We start from the raw sequence: 17,321 nt of genomic DNA on the forward strand, positions 1-17,321 counted from the left end.
TATGAGCGACTCTAAAACAAGCGCATCAGTGGCTATGCCACGTTGGCGTCAATATTGGGTTTTAACTAAACCCAGAGTGACTCAGCTCGCCGTTTTTTGTGCAGTGATTGGTATGTTCTTGGCGACGCCTGGCATGGTTCCGTATCCAGTGCTATTTGGTGGCATTGTAGGTATCTGGCTTTTAGCTAGCGCTGCATTTGCAGTGAACTGCTTGATTGAGCAAGCCGTTGATGCCAAGATGAAGCGTACTGCTTGGCGTCCATCAGCCACCGGCGAAGTCACACCTTTTCATATCATTATTTTCTCAATTGTTCTGGGTTCACTTGGAATGGTTATTTTGTGGAATTTCTGTAATCCATTAACAATGTGGCTAACGCTTGCTACCTTTGTTGGTTATGCAGTCATCTATACCTGGTTACTAAAGCCTGCCACGCCGCAGAATATTGTGATTGGCGGTTTATCCGGTGCGATGCCACCAGCCTTGGGTTGGGCTGCAGTGACTAATACGCTTTCTGCAGAAGCCTGGCTTTTGGTTCTGATTATTTTTGTGTGGACTCCTCCACATTTCTGGGCACTGGCTTTGTATCGTCGCGATGACTATGTTCAATCGGGCTTACCAATGTTGCCAGTGACTCATGGAGAGCGTTTTACACTTCTGAATATCGTTCTCTATACCCTCATATTGATTGCAGCTACGATGCTGCCTTATATCTATGGCATGAGCGGTATGGTGTATTTAGTTTCGGCAATCATCCTGGGCTTAATGTTCCTGGCCTATGTCATTGCTTTGTTTATTTCCTATAGCGATGCTTTAGCCAAAAAGACCTTCCGCTTTTCTATTACCTATCTTTCGCTTCTGTTTGCAGCGCTTTTGATAGACCATTATTTCCTCTGAGAGTCATATGAATTTTTTGCGCATTTGCTTTTTAGCAATTCTTTGTTTTGTATTGACTGCTTGCAGCCCAAAGCCAGAGTTTAAAAATATTGATATCACTGGCAGCACTGCTTTTGGCAAAGACTTTAGTTTGGTGGACCCTGATGGCAAGGTCAGGACCTTGGCAGACTTTAAGGGCAAAGTGGTAGTGATGTTTTTTGGTTATACCCAGTGCCCTGATATTTGCCCAACAACCTTAACTGAAATGCAGCAAGTCATGACGCTCTTGGGGCCTCAGTCCGATAAGGTGCAGGTGCTTTTTGTCACCGTAGATCCTGAGCGCGATACCGCAGAGATTCTCAAGCAGTACGTCCCTGCGTTTGATCCTCGTTTCTTGGGTTTGCGTCCCGCAGATGAGGCGGCTTTGGAAAAGGTGGCTAAAGACTTCAAGATTTATTACAAGAAAGTTCCAGGATCTAAGCCAGGCTCTTACACCATGGATCACACCGCGGGTAGCTATGCATTTGATCCTGAGAGTCATCTACGTTTATATATCAAGCACGTTCAAGGTCCAGAGACCTTGGCGCATGATTTGAAAGAACTGCTGAAGTAAAAAGTTTGCAGCTTAAGCTAATTAAGCTGCTTGCAACAGGCCGCGCATCTTTTTGAGAGCAGCCGTTTCAATTTGGCGAACACGTTCTGCTGAGATGCCATATTCATCGGCTAGGTCATGCAGTGTTTTAGTGCCATTGCCTTCGGCATCCATAGCTAGCCAACGAGATTGCACAATATTGCGACTACGCTCATCTAAAGCCATCAGTGCTTGGTCTAGTTTGGGACCTTGCAAGGCATCTGCTTCGGCGCTGGCAATGCGAGCAGTAGGCTCTTGTGAGTTATCCGCCAACCATTGAATAGGGGCGTAAGCAGATTCATCATCGCTGTCATCACCTTCTAAAGCGACATCACCACCAGCAAGGCGCATTTCCATTTCTTTAACATCAGAACCTTTGACATCCAGTGCTTTAGCCAAGGCTTCAACTTCACTAGGTGTAAGTGCACTTAATGTAGGTTTATTGCTACGTAAGTTAAAGAATAATTTGCGTTGTGCTTTAGTAGTTGCGGTTTTTACTAAGCGCCAATTCTTGAGAATGTACTCGTGAATCTCTGCTTTGATCCAGTGGATTGCATACGACACTAAACGTGCACCATTATTTGGGTCATAGCGTTTAACGGCTTTCATCAAGCCAATATTGCCTTCTTGAATTAAGTCAGCATGCGGGATTCCATAGCCAAGATATTGGCGAGCAACAGAAACTACTAAGCGTAAATGAGAGAGCACTAAGGTTTTAGCGGCATCGACATTTTCAGTACGACGAAATTCCTGCGCAAGATGTAACTCTTCTGCAGCACTAAGCATTGGCACGCGATTAACGTACGAAATGTATGAATCGAGAGTGCCAACCCCAAGTGTTGGCAGCATCGGAAATGCAGACGCCGACGCAGTCTGCGCGACTGGCAGCGTTTGCAAATTCGGATTGTCGGATTTCTTTTGAACCATTTTTTGTATAAATTAGGTGTTAATAGAGATCCATTTTAGCACTCTTGTCAAGAGAGTGCTAATGGTTTTAATGACCTGTAAGCTATTGATTTAATTGAACAATTCAGATGAATATTGCCCTGCTGTGAAGGGGGCTAAATCTTCAATCCCTTCGCCCTTACCTAGGGCTAGGACAGCGGGTTTCGGGTCATCTTGTAGGGTGTGGGCTAGAGCGCAGATCACGCCCCCCTTGGCGGTGCCATCAAGCTTGGTAACGATGATTCCAGTGAGGCCAAGAGCGGCATGGAAGGCCTTTACCTGGCTTAAGCCGTTCTGCCCGGTATTACCATCCAAAACAAGCAGAGTGTGGTGAGGCGCCCCAGGAAGCGCTTTACCAATGACACGTTTTACTTTCTTGAGCTCTTCCATGAGGTTGTCCTGGGTAGCAAGACGCCCTGCAGTGTCAATGATGAGAATATCGTTCTTGCGGGAAATGGCAGCATGAATGGCATCGTGAGCAACAGCGGCTGCATCACCACCTTCTTGAGTAATAACGTCAACCTGATTGCGTCCACCCCACTCCTGAAGCTGGTTACGTGCCGCAGCTCTGAAGGTATCACCGGCAGCTAAAAGAACTGACTTACCTTGAGACTGAAAGAGTCGGCAGAGCTTGCCAATGGTCGTAGTCTTGCCGGCTCCATTTACCCCTACAACTAACCACACCTCTGGGGTGTTAGGCTTATCACTTGTAAACAGTGGGTTTGGTGAAGGTTCAATAGCAGTTAATAGGGCGCTGACTTCTTGAATGAGCAGAGCTTGTAACTCCTCTGGACTAGAAGCCTTTTCGGATTTTGCTGCTTTACGTAGTTTGGTGATGAGTTGTTCAGTCGTAGGTAGACCCACATCACTTTGAATAAGTGATTCTTCTAAAGTTTCAAACCATGATTCATCAATCTTGCTTGATTTGAAAAGAGATCCGAGGGTTTTACGTAAGCTGAACATAATCGATACAATTTAAAACTTGCATCTTATCAATTTAATTATAGGGATATGGTGATTTAGCAGATGCTTTCCAATTTACTCCGAATTTCCTTTTTATTCTTCGTATTTAGCCAACTTACTTGGGCTGCTGTTCCTGATTCAGGGGATACGCATGAGTATCAGTTGAGCAACGGCCTCAAATTGATTGTCAGGGAAGACCATCGTGCGCCAACGGTAGCTCATATGGCTTGGTATCGTGCTGGATCCATGGATGAGGTCAATGGCAAGACTGGAGTAGCTCATGTGCTTGAGCACATGATGTTTAAAGGCACTGACAAAGTAAAGGCAGGCGAATTTTCTCGCTTGGTAGCTGCGGTCGGTGGGCGCGAGAATGCATTTACCTCGCGGGGTTACACGGCTTACTTTCAGCAAATTGAAAAATCAAAATTAGAAGACGTGATCAAGCTTGAAGCCGATCGCATGTCTAACCTCAATTTTGACGATGCAGAATTCTTAAAAGAAATTCAGGTCATCATGGAAGAGCGCCGCTTACGAACAGAAGACAATCCTAGTAGTTTGCTCAACGAATCATTAATGGCAACCGCTTATATGAGTTCACCATATCGCCACCCCGTTATTGGTTGGATGAATGACTTAGAGAATATGAAAGCATCCGATGCGCGAGATTGGTATCGCAGTTGGTATAAACCAAACAATGCAACCGTAGTCATCAGCGGTGATGTGGATGCTAAAAAAGTGTTGAATATGGCGGAGAAGTATTACGGCGCTGCCTCTGCTCATGAGTTGCCAGTGCGTAAGCCACAAATTGAGCCGCCTCAAAAAGGGATAAAGCAGGTTCAGGTAAAGGCGCCAGCTGATAGCGCTCAATTAGCCATGGCTTGGAAGGTGCCCCGCCTTGAGCCTGGCAAGCTAGATGACCCCGAGCCATATGCTTTAGAGCTCCTCACAGCAGTGCTGGATGGCTATGACAATGCCCGCTTAAATCGCACTCTCGTTAAGCAGGAAAAAGTAGTAAATGATGTGGGTGTGGGCTACGACATGATTTCTCGTGGACCAGAGCTATTTTTAATTAGCGCCACGATGGCTAAAGGAAAAACAGTCGATCAGGCTCAGGCAAGCATCCGCAAGGCGCTTGACGAATTAAAGCAAAAAGGGATTCTGGAGTCTGAGCTCAAGAGAATCAAGGTGCGCATTCTGTCTGAGCAAATCTATAAGCGCGACTCTATCTTTGGTCAAGCAATGGAAATTGGCAGCACAGAGATGGCAGGATTTTCTTGGAAGGACATCGATTACATGTTAGAAAAAATGCAATCCATTACCCCCGCACAAGTTCAAGCTGTTGCTAAGAAGTACCTAGTTGATGAAGGTCTCACGATTGCGGTATTAGATCCTCAGGTGCGTCAAGCTGCTGGTAAGGAGGGCAAGTGATGAATTTCTTCGTTAAGAGTATTTCAGTTTGCCTCTTTACTATTGGCTTGCTTAGTAATGCCAACGCTATCTTGCCTATCGAGAAGTTAGATTCTTATAAGGGCGCCAAGGCATATTTAGTGCAAACCAAAGCGCTGCCGATGGTAGACATTGAAGTGAGCATTGATGCAGGCGATCGCTATGACCCTGCCGGCAAAAGCGGCCTAGCTGATATGGTTGCAGGCCTGATGAATTATGGGGTGAAGGGCGAAAAAGGGGTTCTCACTGAAGCTCAAATAGCTGATGAAATTGCTGATCTTGGAGCTAATATTGGCTTATCTGTGAGCGGTGAGCGAGCAATCTTGCGCATTCGCAGTTTGAGCCGAAAAGACTTGCGCGATAGAGCAGTACAACTAGCCGCTGCTATGTTGAGCGCGCCGACTTACGATTCAAAAATTGTTGAGCGTGAGAAACAAAGAACGATAACGAGTTTGCTTGAGGCGGAAACTAAACCCGAGTTTGTTCTCGAACGTCGTTTTAAAAAATCAGTGTATGGAAACTATCCCCTAGCTGATTCACCAACAGTGAAATCAGTTGCTGCTGTAAGCGTGAATGACTTAGTGCAATTTCATAAGCAGTTTTATCGCGGTGATCGCATGATTGTGAGTATTGTTGGCGATGTTGACCGTGCTCAAGCAGAAGAAATCATCAAAGCTTTGTTAAAGCAGATTCCTGCTTCAGGACAGCCCATCGCAAAGTTGCCTGAACTCCAGCGCTCTCCTGTGGAGCCTCTGGCGCAAAGAGAAATTCAAATTCCTTTTGACTCTCAGCAGGCCCACATTGCTATGGGGATGACGGCGGTTGCTCGCAACAACCCTGATTACTTCCCCTTGCTAGTTGGTAACTATGTTTTGGGCGGCGGCGGTTTCGTCTCTCGCTTGATGGCTGAGGTGCGCGAGAAGCGCGGTCTGGCATACAGCGTGTTTAGTTACTTTATTCCTGGAAAAGAGAATGGCATTTTTCAAGCGGGCCTACAAACCAAGAGTGATCAGGCTGCGCTGGCTTTAGAGGTGATGAGTTCTACCACTGCTCAATTTATTGCTGATGGACCCACTCCATCTGAGCTTGTGGCTGCTAAAGCAAACTTAGTGAATGGTTACCCATTGCGGATTGATAACAATCGCAAGTTGTTGGACAACGTGTCTTCAATTGCATGGAATGACCTGCCGCTCGATACGATGGATCTATGGACTAAGCAAGTTGAGGCGGTAACTTTAGAGCAGGTAAATGCTGCATTCAAAAAATATCTTGCAATGGATCGTATGAAGATTGTTGTATTGGGAGCAAAAAATAAATAAGCTCAATAAAGCAAACAAGCCTCTAAAGACTGAGCCGCCGAAGAAGGTGCGGATTATTGGCGGCAATTGGAGAAGTCGTTTGCTAACAGTTTTGGATCTTCCTGGCCTACGCCCTACAACTGATCGTATTCGGGAAACGCTATTTAATTGGCTAGGACAAGATTTAACGGGTATGCGATGCCTAGATCTTTTTGCGGGTACCGGCGCTTTGGGTTTTGAAGCCGCATCAAGAGGTGCTGCATTAGTAGTATTGCTTGAGAAAGAAAAAAGGGCTTGCGCAAATTTAACGGCCAATTTTGCCTTATTGCAGTCTTCACCAGCCGCTGGCCGCGTAGAAATTTTGCAACGAGATAGCCTTGAGTTTCTGAAGCAGCAGGCAGATCGCTCCAGTAATTTAATTTTTATTGACCCACCATTCCAGGATTCGGGCTTATTAGATCGAGCCGTCATTCAGGCTGGTAGAGTGTGCGATGACTCTGCTGGCGGTGGTATTTATGTGGAATTTCCCTCTAGCCGTCCACGCGAGGAGATAGAGGCCTTACTACCGGACTGGCATTGTGGAAAATACTTAGAAACTGGACAGGTAAAAGCCTGTCTATTTCGGGGTGGAAGAGGCTAAACTCTTGCCTGTAGCCGATAAAGCCTTAGGAACGTTATGACAGTTGCCGTATACCCTGGAACATTTGATCCATTTACTCGTGGTCACGAGGACTTGGTGCGCCGCGCATCGAGCATTTTTACAGAGTTGATTGTGGGTGTTGCCGACAGTCGCAGCAAACGTCCATTCTTCAATTTAGAAGAGCGCATTGTTATCGCAAAGGAAGTGCTTGGCCACTATCCGAATGTAAAAGTCGTTGGTTTTACTGGCTTGTTAAAAGATTTTGCACGAGAGCATCAAGCGCGCGTGATCGTACGGGGTTTACGCGCCGTATCTGATTTTGAGTATGAGTTCCAAATGGCAGGCATGAATCGTTATCTGCTTCCTGATGTCGAAACGCTGTTCTTAACCCCATCCGATCAGTATCAATTTATCTCGGGCACTTTTGTACGTGAGATTGCTTCAATGGGTGGTGATGTGAGTAAATTTGTTTTTCCTTCAGTGGAAAAATGGCTCGTCAAAAAAATTGCATCAGGCACTCAGAATAGAGAGTGACCAAATGAAATTTGGCGAGTAAATCATGGCATTAATGATTACGGACGAATGCATCAACTGTGATGTCTGCGAGCCAGAATGTCCGAATGATGCCATTTACATGGGTCTGGAGATTTATGAAATCAATCCTGATAAATGCACTGAATGCGTAGGTCACTATGATGCCCCCCAATGTCGCCAGGTCTGTCCAGTCGACTGCATTCCATTTAATCCTGAGCACACCGAAACTCAAGAACAGTTAATGGTGAAGTTCACGCTTTTAACTGCTGCCAAAAAATCCAATACAGCTTAACCCTTGGAGTGCAACTCCATCATAGCGGTTTGAGCATCGCCTTTAAAAAAGAGCGGCAAAATTTGTAGGCTATTTTCAATGCTGGCATCAATGAGTTTTTGCTCAGCCAATTGAGGTCTACGCAATACATAATCTGCAACATCCATAGGGCGTCCATCACCAGCCACATCTCTGGGGTGGCCAATGCCTAAGCGTAAGCGCCAATAATCTGGGGTACTTAAATGTGCTTGGATATCTTTCAAGCCATTGTGCCCGCCAGTGCCGCCACCTAACTTCAGGCGTGCAGTACCAGGCTTTAAATCCAGCTCATCTTGCACCACCAAAATATCTGCAGGAGTGATTTTGTGAAAGCGGCATAGCGCGCCAACCGATTGACCGCTAAGGTTCATGTAAGTGCTGGGCTTTAGAAGGTAAAGATCTTCGCCCTCCCACTTAGCTTTAGCTACTTTGCCATGAAAGCGTTTTTCAGATTCAAAACGAGTGCTTAGTTGTTTTGCCAAGGTGTCAACAAACCAGAAGCCAGCATTGTGCCGATCTTCGACATGCTCATCTCCAGGGTTGCCTAGGCCAACAATTAATTTAGTCATGCTGAGAGTTTAAAGATATAAAAGTATTTCGCCAAAAAAGATTGAAAACTTGGGGCAATAAAAAAGGCCCGCTTGCGCAGGCCTTCTTGTACAAGCGATAAAGCTTAAATAATTAAGCTTTATCCTTTGGTGCTTCAGCTGCAGGGGCAGCCGCTGCTGGTGCAGCAGGCGCATCTGTAGGCTCAGCAGCTTTAACTGCTGGGATACGTGCGTTAGCAAGTACTGGGTTCTCTTGCTCAACATGCAATACCAAAGTAACGCCTTTTGGCAATGCGATGTCTTTAGCGTGAATACCGTGACCAACTTCAATCTTCGCCAAGTCCACTTCAATGAACTCTGGCAAGTCTGCTGGCAAGCAAGAAACTTCGAGTTCAGTAAGGATGTGGCTAATAACAGCACCTTGCAATTTCACAGCAGCTGAAGTGTCAGCATTTGTGAAGTGCAATGGAACGCGCATATGAACTTTCTCAGTCGCAGATACGCGCTGGAAGTCAATGTGCAATACCAATGGCTTGAATGGATGCATTTGGTAATCGCGCAACAACACTTTTTGTGTCTTACCGCTAATTTCCAAATCCAAAATGGATGAGTGGAATGCTTCCTTGCGGAGAGCATGGAACAATGCGTTGTGGTCTAACTCGATGACCAAGGCTGGATCTTTACTACCGTAAACGATTCCCGGAGTTTTTCCGGAATTGCGCAGACGGCGGCTCGCACCCGTTCCCTGTACGCTTCTTTCAAAGGCAACTACTTTCATGATGATTTCCTAGTTAAGGTTAATTTCCGTTCGCGACCAAACAGAAAAGCCTTCAATTATATCGTGGGAAAGGGCGTTTTTGCCTACAAAAGGCTTAAAACTGCTAAAAACCGGGGTAAAACGGTGATTTTTGGCTTATTCGGCAAACATCGACATCACTGAATCACCTTTGCTAATACGGGAAAGGGTTTCAGCTAGTAGTGGGGCTACGGTCAATTGGCGAATTTTGGAGACTTTTATTGCTTCTGCGGTCAAGGGGATGGTGTCAGTAACAACCAATTCATCCAATTCAGAAGCCGCAATACGGGCTACAGCACCGCCTGAGAGCACGGCATGTGTACAGTAAGCGGTAACTCCCTTAGCGCCACGCTCTTTAAGCGCTTCAGCGGCTTTACAGAGTGTTCCACCGGTATCGATGATGTCATCCATGATGACGCAATGGCGGCCTTCTACTTCGCCAATGAGGTGCATTACTTCGGATACATTTGCTTTAGGACGACGTTTATCAATAATCGCCAAATCAGTGCCCAATTGCTTAGCCATTGCACGGGCTCGAACCACACCACCAATGTCTGGAGACACGATGATCAGATCTTTTTTAGTTTTCTGCGCCTCTAAGTCAGCCAAAAGGACTGGGGAAGCATAAATGTTATCTACCGGGATATCGAAGAAACCCTGAATTTGGTCGGCATGCAGATCCATAGTCAAAACACGCTCAATGCCAGCTACTGACTGAAGCATGTTGGCCACAATGCGAGCGGAAATAGCTACGCGAGCAGAACGAGGGCGGCGGTCTTGACGGGCATAACCAAAGTAAGGAATCACTGCGGTTATGCGGCTTGCAGATGCTCGTTTCAGAGCATCAATCATGATCATGAGCTCCATCAAGCTGTCATTTGTAGGTGCGCAGGTTGATTGGATCACCACGACATTTTTGCCGCGGACGTTCTCTTGAATTTCTACTTGAATCTCGCCATCAGAGAATCGGCCAACAAAGGCTTTTCCCATTGGGAAGTTGAGTTCTTTGGCTACAGCCTCAGCCAAAACGGGATTTGCGTTGCCTGTGAAAAGAGTCAATAAATCTGCGTTTGTGGAGGACATAGTCTTATGGGTTTTGTCGGGTCAAAAGGTTATCTTTATCGTTTCTACAGCACTTGGCAGGGGAAGAAGGATTCGAACCTTCGCATGCTGGAATCAAAATCCAGTGCCTTAACCAGCTTGGCGATTCCCCTACAGGTCAATCTGAAGAAATCAAATTGTAAGCGGGATTTTTATTTAGCCCCCGAACAACCCGACCTACCCACCCTTCAGGAAGATTTTGTAGAAGATTTTCTAGTTTTGCGTTATCAGTCTTAGGGTCTAAGGCTGCAAATACGCTACTTCCAGAACCAGACATTCGGGGCTGTGAGCCCGGTACTACCTGGGTAATCCAATCCAAAGCTTGCTTCACTTCTGGGCAAATCCGCATCGCTACAGCCTGACAATCATTCGATTGATATAACAATGGCGATGCAAGAAAGCCATCAATTGTAATCTGAGCGTGATCTCGGGTCAATTCCGGGTCTTGAAAAATGCTTGAGGTTGCGATGCCCTGATTGGGAAATATCACCAAAAAATCAGGGGTTTGGAGGGAAATTTCTTGAATTTTCTCCCCAATGCCTTCAACAAAGGCATTTTGACCAAAAATGAAGAAGGGGACATCAGCACCTAGCTGAAGCCCTAGGGTGCAAAGCGTTTCTTTGGAGAGATTGAGATTCCAAAGGACGTTCAGACCAATCAATGTAGTTGCGGCATCAGAGGATCCGCCCCCCATGCCTGCACCCATCGGGATTTCTTTGTGAAGATTAATTTCAACACCAACCTCAATCTTGCAAAAATCTTTTAGTAGATTAGCTGCGCGAACTACCAAATCTTGTTCGGGCAGCACTCCTGGAATGGGATTAATGCGGCGCACTTCATTTTCAGAAATGCGTTTTAAGTGGATGGTGTCACACCAGTCAATCAGTTGAAAGACGGATTGGAGCAGGTGATAACCGTCTGCTCTTCGTCCGACGATGTGTAAAAAAAGATTGAGCTTAGCCGGCGAACGAAGAGATAAAAAATCGTGTTTCGCCATTGTTCTTTTACTTAGTCATTCGGGCGGTCAAACACGAGGCGTATATCAATCGATCCGATATTCGAGCTGCGGGTCATTGTGAGCTTTTCGAGACGATTGGTATTGCTCCAGGTGTAAACCAAGTCCCAACCATCCTGACTAATTTTGCTAACTTGACCTTTTGCATTTCTATCAACACTTGCTTCACTTCCAGGTCGCACTTCGCCTCTTAACCAGTTTGATAATCCGCGCGCTGGTAGTGGTAGGCCTAATGTATTTTGCACTAAGGTATCTGCATCAACTGCAGTCACTACTTTGCCATCACTTTCGAGCGTGGCTTCACCTGGCGTAATGGTAATTTTGGCAATCGAGCCACCCATGGGATTTCGTATTTCTAAAACATCTTTTAATGCTTCTTGAGTCAAGGTAAAACCACCAGAGCCACCTTGGTTTTGAGACTCAGTTAAGCCAATGATTTTGACGGCAAAGCGCCCATCCCATGATCCCTTAGATGCTTGGTCATTCCTTGCCCAGTCTGGCTTTAGACGTTGTAAGGTTTCTTTCAGGGTTGGATTATTGGTGTCTATTTTTTGTCCCTGGCGCCACATCTCTTCTGCTTCCGCACGGCGATTCATAGCCCACAACACTTCACCGGTATGAGCCGCAATATCCGCTTCTGGTTTCATAGCAAATGCTTGTTGTAATTGCTCTAATGCAAGGGCGTTTTTACCGAGACGAAAATTGACCCAGCCCAAGCTGTCCAAAATAAAACTATCTTTTGGAGATAGTTGATGCGCTTTACTGATGAGCGCATATGCCTCAGGTAACTTCATATTGCGGTCGGCTAAAGAATAGCCAAGGGCATTCAGGGAATTTACATCGTTTGGGTTCTTGCGCAAAATATCACGCAAGGTTTTTTCCATCACATCCATGCGACCTACTTTTTCAGCAGACATGGCATAGGTATAAAGTAGGCCGGGATCTTTGGGTGGAATCTTGACAGTAGATGCGATTTCATAAAAAGCGCGCAAAGCATCTGACTCATCTTTCGCTTTAGCAAGCAATGCTTGCAATTGCAAAAGAGTGTTTTCTTGTTGGGCAGGAGTTTGTTGGCGCAATATGGTAATTGCTGGCTTGACGGCATCAGACCAACGATTGCTTAAGATCAACAGTGTTACCAGGACTTCTTTAGGTTTGGTATCTGAGACTGGAGAGAGTTCATCCCAAGTTTTGGCAGCTTGCATGGCTAAATCTGGGGAGCCGCCTGCAATTGCAATTTCCATCGCTCTTTGGGCAAGCCTGGGGTCCTGGTATTGGCGCGCCATCTCCAGATAGGTGTTGTAAGCCAAGCCAGCCTCACCCCGCTGAAGGGCGATTTCGGAGGCGAGCACCTCAAAGACCGCTTCGCCAGATTGCAATCCATTTGCCTGGGTTTGGGCATGGGCTGATGAAATGACTCCACCAGTGAGGGCCGCCAGGAATAAACCCTTTAAAAGGGGTTTCAGTGTGAATTTACTCATAAGCACATTCTAATATGCGAATCTACAATCCATTTATGCCAGAACTTCCAGAAGTAGAAGTCACCCGATTAGGAATCGCCCCCCATCTTGAGGGGCGCAAGGTCAGCGCCGTCAAGATTATTGATGGACGCTTGCGTTGGCCAGTGCCCGCCAACCTCTCTAAAAGCTTGCCTGGGCAAACAGTGCATGCCATTGAGAGGCGTGGGAAGTATCTTCTATTACAAATGGATACGGGCTATTTGCTGATTCATTTGGGGATGACGGGAACTTTGCGCGTGCTCCCAAGCTCGGACCCCCTCAAGATTCATGATCGCGTGACGCTAGAGTTCGGTAAGTTCAGTTTGCGTTTACATGATCCACGAAAATTCGGCGCAGTCTTATGGCATCCCAAATCAAAAGGCCCTATTGAAGTATTTGCGCTTTTGCAAAAGTTAGGCGTTGAGCCATTTTCTCCAGAATTTGCGGGTGAGCTGGGCGCGGATATTTTGTATCAAAAATCCCGCAAACGCAGTGTTGCTGTGAAGCAGTTTCTTTTGGCAGGGCAAGCGGTTGTTGGTGTCGGCAATATTTATTGTTCTGAAAGTTTATTTGAGGCGGGTATTCATCCAGCTAAAGCTGCAGGAAAACTCACACGTCCGCAATGCTCTCGTTTGGCTGAAGCGGTGAGATTGATTTTGAAAAAGGCTATTGCAGCTGGCGGCAGTAGTTTGAAAGATTTTGTAAATAGCGATGGTGATCCGGGGCACTTTATGGTCCAAACCAAAGTCTATGACCGCAAAGGCTTGCCGTGTAAGGTGTGTAAGTCGCCTATTAGTCAGATAGTGCAGGGCCAACGCTCCACTTATTTTTGTACTCAATGTCAAAAACGCTGATTAACACATTTGCATCAAAGCTTGTTGCTTGGCATGTGATCAGTGGGCGCTCAGGCTTGCCTTGGCAAGGTAATCGAGATCCTTATGCAGTGTGGGTTTCAGAAATCATGTTGCAACAAACTCAAGTAGCCACTGTACTTGAGCGCTACCCACGTTTTATGAAACGCTTTCCAACAGTTAAAAAATTAGCCGCTGCTGATATCGACGAGGTATTGGCCGAGTGGGCGGGATTAGGATATTACTCGCGCGCTAGAAATCTACACGCGTGTGCAAAGCAAGTCATGACAGAGTTCGGCGGTAAGTTTCCAAGTGACCCCATTTTGCTTGAGCAATTAAAAGGGATTGGGCGATCTACAGCTGGCGCAATCGCTGCATTTGCTTTTCATGAGCGAGCACCTATTTTGGATGCAAATGTGAAACGCATTCTGGCACGTTTATTTGCGATTGAAGGTGCGATACAAGATAAGAAGATCAACGATCGACTATGGGATTTAGCAATAGATTTACTACCAACTAAACCTGCAGATATGCCGGTCTATACCCAGGCGCTGATGGACTTTGGCGCTACTTGGTGTACGTCACGCAAACCAGTATGTTTAGCATCTGAAAAAAAATGCCCATTCGCAAAAGACTGCCAAGCCAATTTAAGCGATCAAGTTCTTTTGCTTCCACAAAAAACCAAGAAGACCAAATCCCCAGAATTTGATTGCAATATGTTGTTGATGCGTTCGGGTAACTCTATCCTCTTGCAAAAGCGCCCAAGTAAAGCTATCTGGGGCGGTCTGTGGTCTTTGCCTGAGGGGCCGTGGACTCCTCGGGTAGCTCGAACAAAAGTTATTGAGATAAGCCCACAGGAATTATTTACAGCTACATTGCCTGAAGAAAAATTGGCGGCCCTTACAAAAGCTTGTAAAGCCATAAAGCAGACCGAAGAAATTAAGCATGTCTTTACGCACAGACGCTTGTGGATGCAGATATGGCAGGTAAGCGCTCCAAAAGAGTTGGCCTTCTTAAATCCAGATCTGAAGTGGGTGCCGTTGGCTCAGCTAGGGCGCCATGGTCTGCCGCAGCCGATTAAGCTTTTGCTGCAGGAATTGAATCTAGTTCGCGGTGACGATCTAAAAAATTAAGCTGCAAGTCCATCAGGTCCTTTTGGGCGCGGAAGTGTTCACTCAGGCGGCCTACGAGATAGACAGAGCGATGTTGGCCACCAGTACAACCAATAGCAACCGTTAAATAACTGCGACCATCAGCAATGTAATGGGGCAACCACTTGTTAATGAATTGGGTGATGTCGGATTCCATGCTCATGACTTCTGGAATTTTTCCCAGAAATTCCTTAACGGGCTTGTCATTGCCGGTCAGTGGTCTGAGCGCTTTGTCATAGTGTGGGTTTGGTAGACAACGCACATCAAAAACTAAGTCCGCTTCGCTGGGCACACCCTTTTTAAAGCCAAATGATTCAAAAACTACTGTGAGACCTACCGGTTTGTCTTTGAGGAGATCTTGAATCCAGGAACGCAGTGCATGAGCAGGTAGGTTGCTGGTATCGATGCTGTGCGCTTGGGCACGTAGGGGCTCGAGCAAATTACGCTCTTTATCAATTGCCTCAATCAGAGTTGCCGATTGAGATTGTTTGCCATTAGTGGATAAGGGGTGGCGACGACGGGTTTCTGAGAAGCGTTGCACCAAAGTATTGGTATCGGCATTCAGGAATACCACTCTGACCTGATGATTTTTTCGTAGGTTCTCGAGAATGGACGGCAAGTTTGCAATGGATTGTCCGCGACGAGCATCTATGGCGACCGCAACTTGCTCGCACTTTTCTTTTTCAAGAGTGGAGATGAGGTTTTCAAGAAGTGAGACAGGAAGATTGTCTACGCAGTCATAGCCAGCATCTTCAAAAGCCCTCAGGGCTACTGATTTACCTGAGCCTGAGATTCCGGTAATCAGATTGATCTGCATAGCTTAGAGTAGGCGTCCTTGGGACTTTGAGGATTCTGACTCCGCATTCATCTGAATACGTTGACGCTCGATAAATTCTTTTAAGGTATCGATACCGCGCAATTGCAAAATGGTATTGCGTACAGCAGCTTCAACTAATACGGCTAAGTTGCGACCTGCAGCCACCTGAATTTTGACCGTTCGAATTGGGATGCCTAGTACATCAATATGTTGAGTCTCGAGGGGTAGACGCTCAAATTCGCCATCGGTTCTACGAACGAGCTGAACAATGAGGCGCAGTTTTAATTTGCGACGCACTGCGGTTTCACCAAAGATCGTCCGAATGTCGAGCAATCCCAGTCCGCGTACCTCAAGTAGGTTGCGTAAGATGACGGGGCAGCGACCCTCAATGTAATCAGGCCCAAGACGTGCAAAATCAACCGCATCATCGGCCACCAATCCATGTCCACGAGAAATGAGTTCGAGGCCTAATTCACTTTTACCTAGGCCAGATTCGCCAGTAAGAAGTACACCCAAGCCCAGAATATCCATGAAGACACCATGCATTGTGATTTGAGGGGCACCAATTTTAGTTAAGTAAGTGCGTAAATGGTCAATCACTTCCGCAGCAGAAATAGCGGTGGTAAATAGTGGCGTTGAGGAGCGCTGGCAGAATAGTTGCAAGTCTGGATCCGCACTCTTGCCATCAGCCACAATGACACAAGGCGGCATCTTGGAGATCAAGCTAGCAATTTGCTCTTGCCTTTGTTTTGGCTCCAAAGCTGCGTGATATTCAACCTCTTGCTCGCCGAAGATTTGAATACGGCTTGGGTGAATAAGGTTTAAGTGACCCACTAAGTCGGAGCTGGCCGCAGCTATTTTTACAGCTTCTGGTGGGAAGGTGCGGTCGGCGCCCTCAAGACCGCCAATCCAAGACAGCTTTAATTCTGAAACATTGTCATCAAAAATCTGCTGAGCAGTTACTCCTTCTAGGAGTAATGGCTGAGTCATTTTGCTGTACCCCAGTGTTGTAAGAGTTCGCAAACCTTTAAGGGGTCTGCAGTAGACGATAAGGTCTCGCGAGCATCGGCATCGGACAGTAGCTGAGCAATCGAAGACAAAATTTCTAAATGTTGTTGGGTGGCTTTTTCTGGCACCAGCAAGAAAATCAGGATGGAAACCGCTTCACCATCCGGAGCTGCAAACTCAATGGGGTTTTGCAGTCTCATAAAAGCTGCGCTTGGCTGCTTTAGGCCTTTCACACGACCGTGAGGGATGGCTACACCAGCGCCGAGCGCGGTAGAACCTAAATCTTCACGAGCATTGAGGAACTCTATAACGGAGTTTGCTGTTATTCCTGTTTGTTTAGAAAACAGTTCTCCAGCGGCTGCAAATGCATCAGCCCTGCTTGTGGCGGGGACGTCTAATGCAATGCAGTCGGGAGTAAAAAGATTGGTCAGGGCATTCATGTGAATTGATTATAGGTGTCCTGAAGTACTAGATCACTCAAAATGCTTTTCGTGGTGATGATCTTGAATCTTTTCTTTATGTTTAACCACTTGACGCTCTAACTTATCAACTACTGCATCCATAGCATGGTAAAGGTCGGCATTGTGTGCTTCAGCGAACAGATCTTTCCCTTTGAGATGAATGGTGATCTCGGCGCTTTGACGGAGGTCCTTCTCCTTAGCCTTGTCTACTACCAGGAAGGCGGACGCATCAATAACGTGATCGAAGTGCTTACGAATTTTGGCTAGACCCGCCTCAAGATGAGAGCGCATGGCAGGGGTAACTTCCACGTGACGGCTATTAATTTTCAAATTCATTAGCGACTCCTTTTATAGATGCGTGCGCATAGTCATGCCCGGGGTACGCAGCAAGCCCCTGAAATTTTTTGTGCTGTTTTTTTTGGAAAATAAACCA

20 protein-coding genes and 1 tRNA gene are annotated in these 17,321 nt (G+C 46.4%); 9 read left to right on the top strand and 12 right to left on the bottom strand.

The features are described 5' to 3' along the window. Position 1: 1 nt before the first annotated feature. Both cyoE and ICE89_RS09220 read left to right on the top strand, forming a co-directional pair. Positions 2-895 (top strand): heme o synthase, encoded by an 894-nt coding sequence (gene cyoE, locus ICE89_RS09215; RefSeq protein ID WP_216265671.1) that lies wholly within the window; start codon positions 2-4, stop codon positions 893-895. 7 nt (positions 896-902) lie between these two features. Then, the gene (locus tag ICE89_RS09220) at positions 903-1,487 is read left to right on the top strand and encodes an SCO family protein (RefSeq protein ID WP_216265672.1); all 585 of its coding nucleotides are present in this window, start codon (positions 903-905) and stop codon (positions 1,485-1,487) included. Positions 1,488-1,508: 21 nt separating this feature from the next. Here ICE89_RS09220 and rpoH read toward each other — a convergent pair whose 3' ends face one another. Then, complete coding sequence (rpoH, locus tag ICE89_RS09225) at positions 1,509-2,432, bottom strand: RNA polymerase sigma factor RpoH (RefSeq protein WP_216262828.1); 924 nt, start codon at positions 2,430-2,432, stop codon at positions 1,509-1,511. A 90-nt stretch (positions 2,433-2,522) separates the two neighbouring features. Further along, positions 2,523-3,413: a signal recognition particle-docking protein FtsY gene (gene ftsY / locus ICE89_RS09230; RefSeq protein ID WP_216262827.1), complete on the bottom strand. Its 891-nt coding sequence runs from the start codon at positions 3,411-3,413 to the stop codon at positions 2,523-2,525. 63 nt (positions 3,414-3,476) lie between these two features. On the opposite strand from ftsY, the gene ICE89_RS09235 reads away from it, so the two are divergent. The 5 genes from ICE89_RS09235 to ICE89_RS09255 are packed head-to-tail and all read left to right on the top strand — an operon-like array spanning position 3,477 to position 7,623. After that, a complete protein-coding gene (locus ICE89_RS09235) occupies positions 3,477-4,841 on the top strand; it encodes a pitrilysin family protein (RefSeq protein ID WP_216262826.1) in 1,365 nt (454 codons plus the stop codon). Next, positions 4,841-6,178, top strand: a complete 1,338-nt coding sequence (locus ICE89_RS09240) for a pitrilysin family protein (protein WP_216262825.1) — start codon at positions 4,841-4,843, stop codon at positions 6,176-6,178. Before ICE89_RS09235 ends, ICE89_RS09240 begins: the two co-directional genes overlap by 1 nt. Next, a complete protein-coding gene (rsmD, locus tag ICE89_RS09245) occupies positions 6,150-6,797 on the top strand; it encodes a 16S rRNA (guanine(966)-N(2))-methyltransferase RsmD (protein WP_255558792.1) in 648 nt (215 codons plus the stop codon). The genes ICE89_RS09240 and rsmD overlap by 29 nt, the downstream gene beginning before the upstream one ends. A gap of 36 nt (positions 6,798-6,833) precedes the next feature. Further along, positions 6,834-7,331, top strand: a complete 498-nt coding sequence (gene coaD / locus ICE89_RS09250; protein WP_216265673.1) for a pantetheine-phosphate adenylyltransferase — start codon at positions 6,834-6,836, stop codon at positions 7,329-7,331. A gap of 25 nt (positions 7,332-7,356) precedes the next feature. Further along, positions 7,357-7,623, top strand: coding sequence for a YfhL family 4Fe-4S dicluster ferredoxin (locus ICE89_RS09255; protein ID WP_216265674.1), 267 nt, complete (start codon positions 7,357-7,359; stop codon positions 7,621-7,623). On the opposite strand, the gene pth is transcribed toward ICE89_RS09255, so the two are convergent. From pth to ICE89_RS09285, 6 genes are all read right to left on the bottom strand, one after another. Next, complete coding sequence (gene pth, locus ICE89_RS09260; protein WP_216265675.1) at positions 7,620-8,210, bottom strand: aminoacyl-tRNA hydrolase; 591 nt, start codon at positions 8,208-8,210, stop codon at positions 7,620-7,622. The genes ICE89_RS09255 and pth overlap by 4 nt on opposite strands. A 112-nt stretch (positions 8,211-8,322) precedes the next feature. Continuing rightward, positions 8,323-8,967 carry a 50S ribosomal protein L25/general stress protein Ctc gene (locus ICE89_RS09265; protein WP_215358679.1) on the bottom strand — a complete coding sequence of 215 codons (645 nt, stop codon included), beginning with the start codon at positions 8,965-8,967 and terminating at the stop codon, positions 8,323-8,325. 135 nt (positions 8,968-9,102) lie between these two features. Then, the gene (locus ICE89_RS09270) at positions 9,103-10,068 is read right to left on the bottom strand and encodes a ribose-phosphate pyrophosphokinase (RefSeq protein ID WP_216265676.1); all 966 of its coding nucleotides are present in this window, start codon (positions 10,066-10,068) and stop codon (positions 9,103-9,105) included. A 54-nt stretch (positions 10,069-10,122) separates the two neighbouring features. Further along, positions 10,123-10,199 (bottom strand) — tRNA-Gln (locus tag ICE89_RS09275). Between the two features lie 5 nt (positions 10,200-10,204). Next, positions 10,205-11,083 carry a 4-(cytidine 5'-diphospho)-2-C-methyl-D-erythritol kinase gene (gene ispE, locus ICE89_RS09280; protein WP_216265677.1) on the bottom strand — a complete coding sequence of 293 codons (879 nt, stop codon included), beginning with the start codon at positions 11,081-11,083 and terminating at the stop codon, positions 10,205-10,207. A gap of 11 nt (positions 11,084-11,094) precedes the next feature. Continuing rightward, entirely contained in the window at positions 11,095-12,582 is a 1,488-nt protein-coding gene (locus ICE89_RS09285) for an outer membrane lipoprotein LolB (protein ID WP_216265678.1), read from the bottom strand. Between the two features lie 35 nt (positions 12,583-12,617). Here ICE89_RS09285 and mutM point away from each other — a divergent pair, with 35 nt between their 5' ends. Both mutM and mutY read left to right on the top strand, forming a co-directional pair. Further along, on the top strand, positions 12,618-13,454 hold the full coding sequence (mutM, locus tag ICE89_RS09290; RefSeq protein ID WP_216265679.1) for a bifunctional DNA-formamidopyrimidine glycosylase/DNA-(apurinic or apyrimidinic site) lyase: 837 nt from the start codon (positions 12,618-12,620) through the stop codon (positions 13,452-13,454). Further along, on the top strand, positions 13,439-14,584 hold the full coding sequence (mutY, locus tag ICE89_RS09295) for an A/G-specific adenine glycosylase (protein WP_216262817.1): 1,146 nt from the start codon (positions 13,439-13,441) through the stop codon (positions 14,582-14,584). Before mutM ends, mutY begins: the two co-directional genes overlap by 16 nt. Here mutY and rapZ read toward each other — a convergent pair. The 4 genes from rapZ to hpf are packed head-to-tail and all read right to left on the bottom strand — an operon-like array spanning position 14,529 to position 17,224. Further along, positions 14,529-15,419, bottom strand: coding sequence for an RNase adapter RapZ (gene rapZ, locus ICE89_RS09300; RefSeq protein ID WP_216265680.1), 891 nt, complete (start codon positions 15,417-15,419; stop codon positions 14,529-14,531). The genes mutY and rapZ overlap by 56 nt on opposite strands. A 3-nt stretch (positions 15,420-15,422) precedes the next feature. Next, positions 15,423-16,409 (bottom strand): HPr(Ser) kinase/phosphatase, encoded by a 987-nt coding sequence (gene hprK / locus ICE89_RS09305; RefSeq protein ID WP_216265681.1) that lies wholly within the window; start codon positions 16,407-16,409, stop codon positions 15,423-15,425. After that, positions 16,406-16,867, bottom strand: a complete 462-nt coding sequence (locus ICE89_RS09310; protein WP_216265682.1) for a PTS sugar transporter subunit IIA — start codon at positions 16,865-16,867, stop codon at positions 16,406-16,408. Before ICE89_RS09310 ends, hprK begins: the two co-directional genes overlap by 4 nt. A gap of 33 nt (positions 16,868-16,900) precedes the next feature. Beyond that, complete coding sequence (gene hpf, locus ICE89_RS09315) at positions 16,901-17,224, bottom strand: ribosome hibernation-promoting factor, HPF/YfiA family (RefSeq protein ID WP_012358449.1); 324 nt, start codon at positions 17,222-17,224, stop codon at positions 16,901-16,903. Positions 17,225-17,321: the final 97 nt, after the last annotated feature.

The sequence above is a fragment of the Polynucleobacter sp. AP-Kaivos-20-H2 genome (assembly GCF_018882215.1).
Lineage (GTDB): Bacteria > Pseudomonadota > Gammaproteobacteria > Burkholderiales > Burkholderiaceae > Polynucleobacter.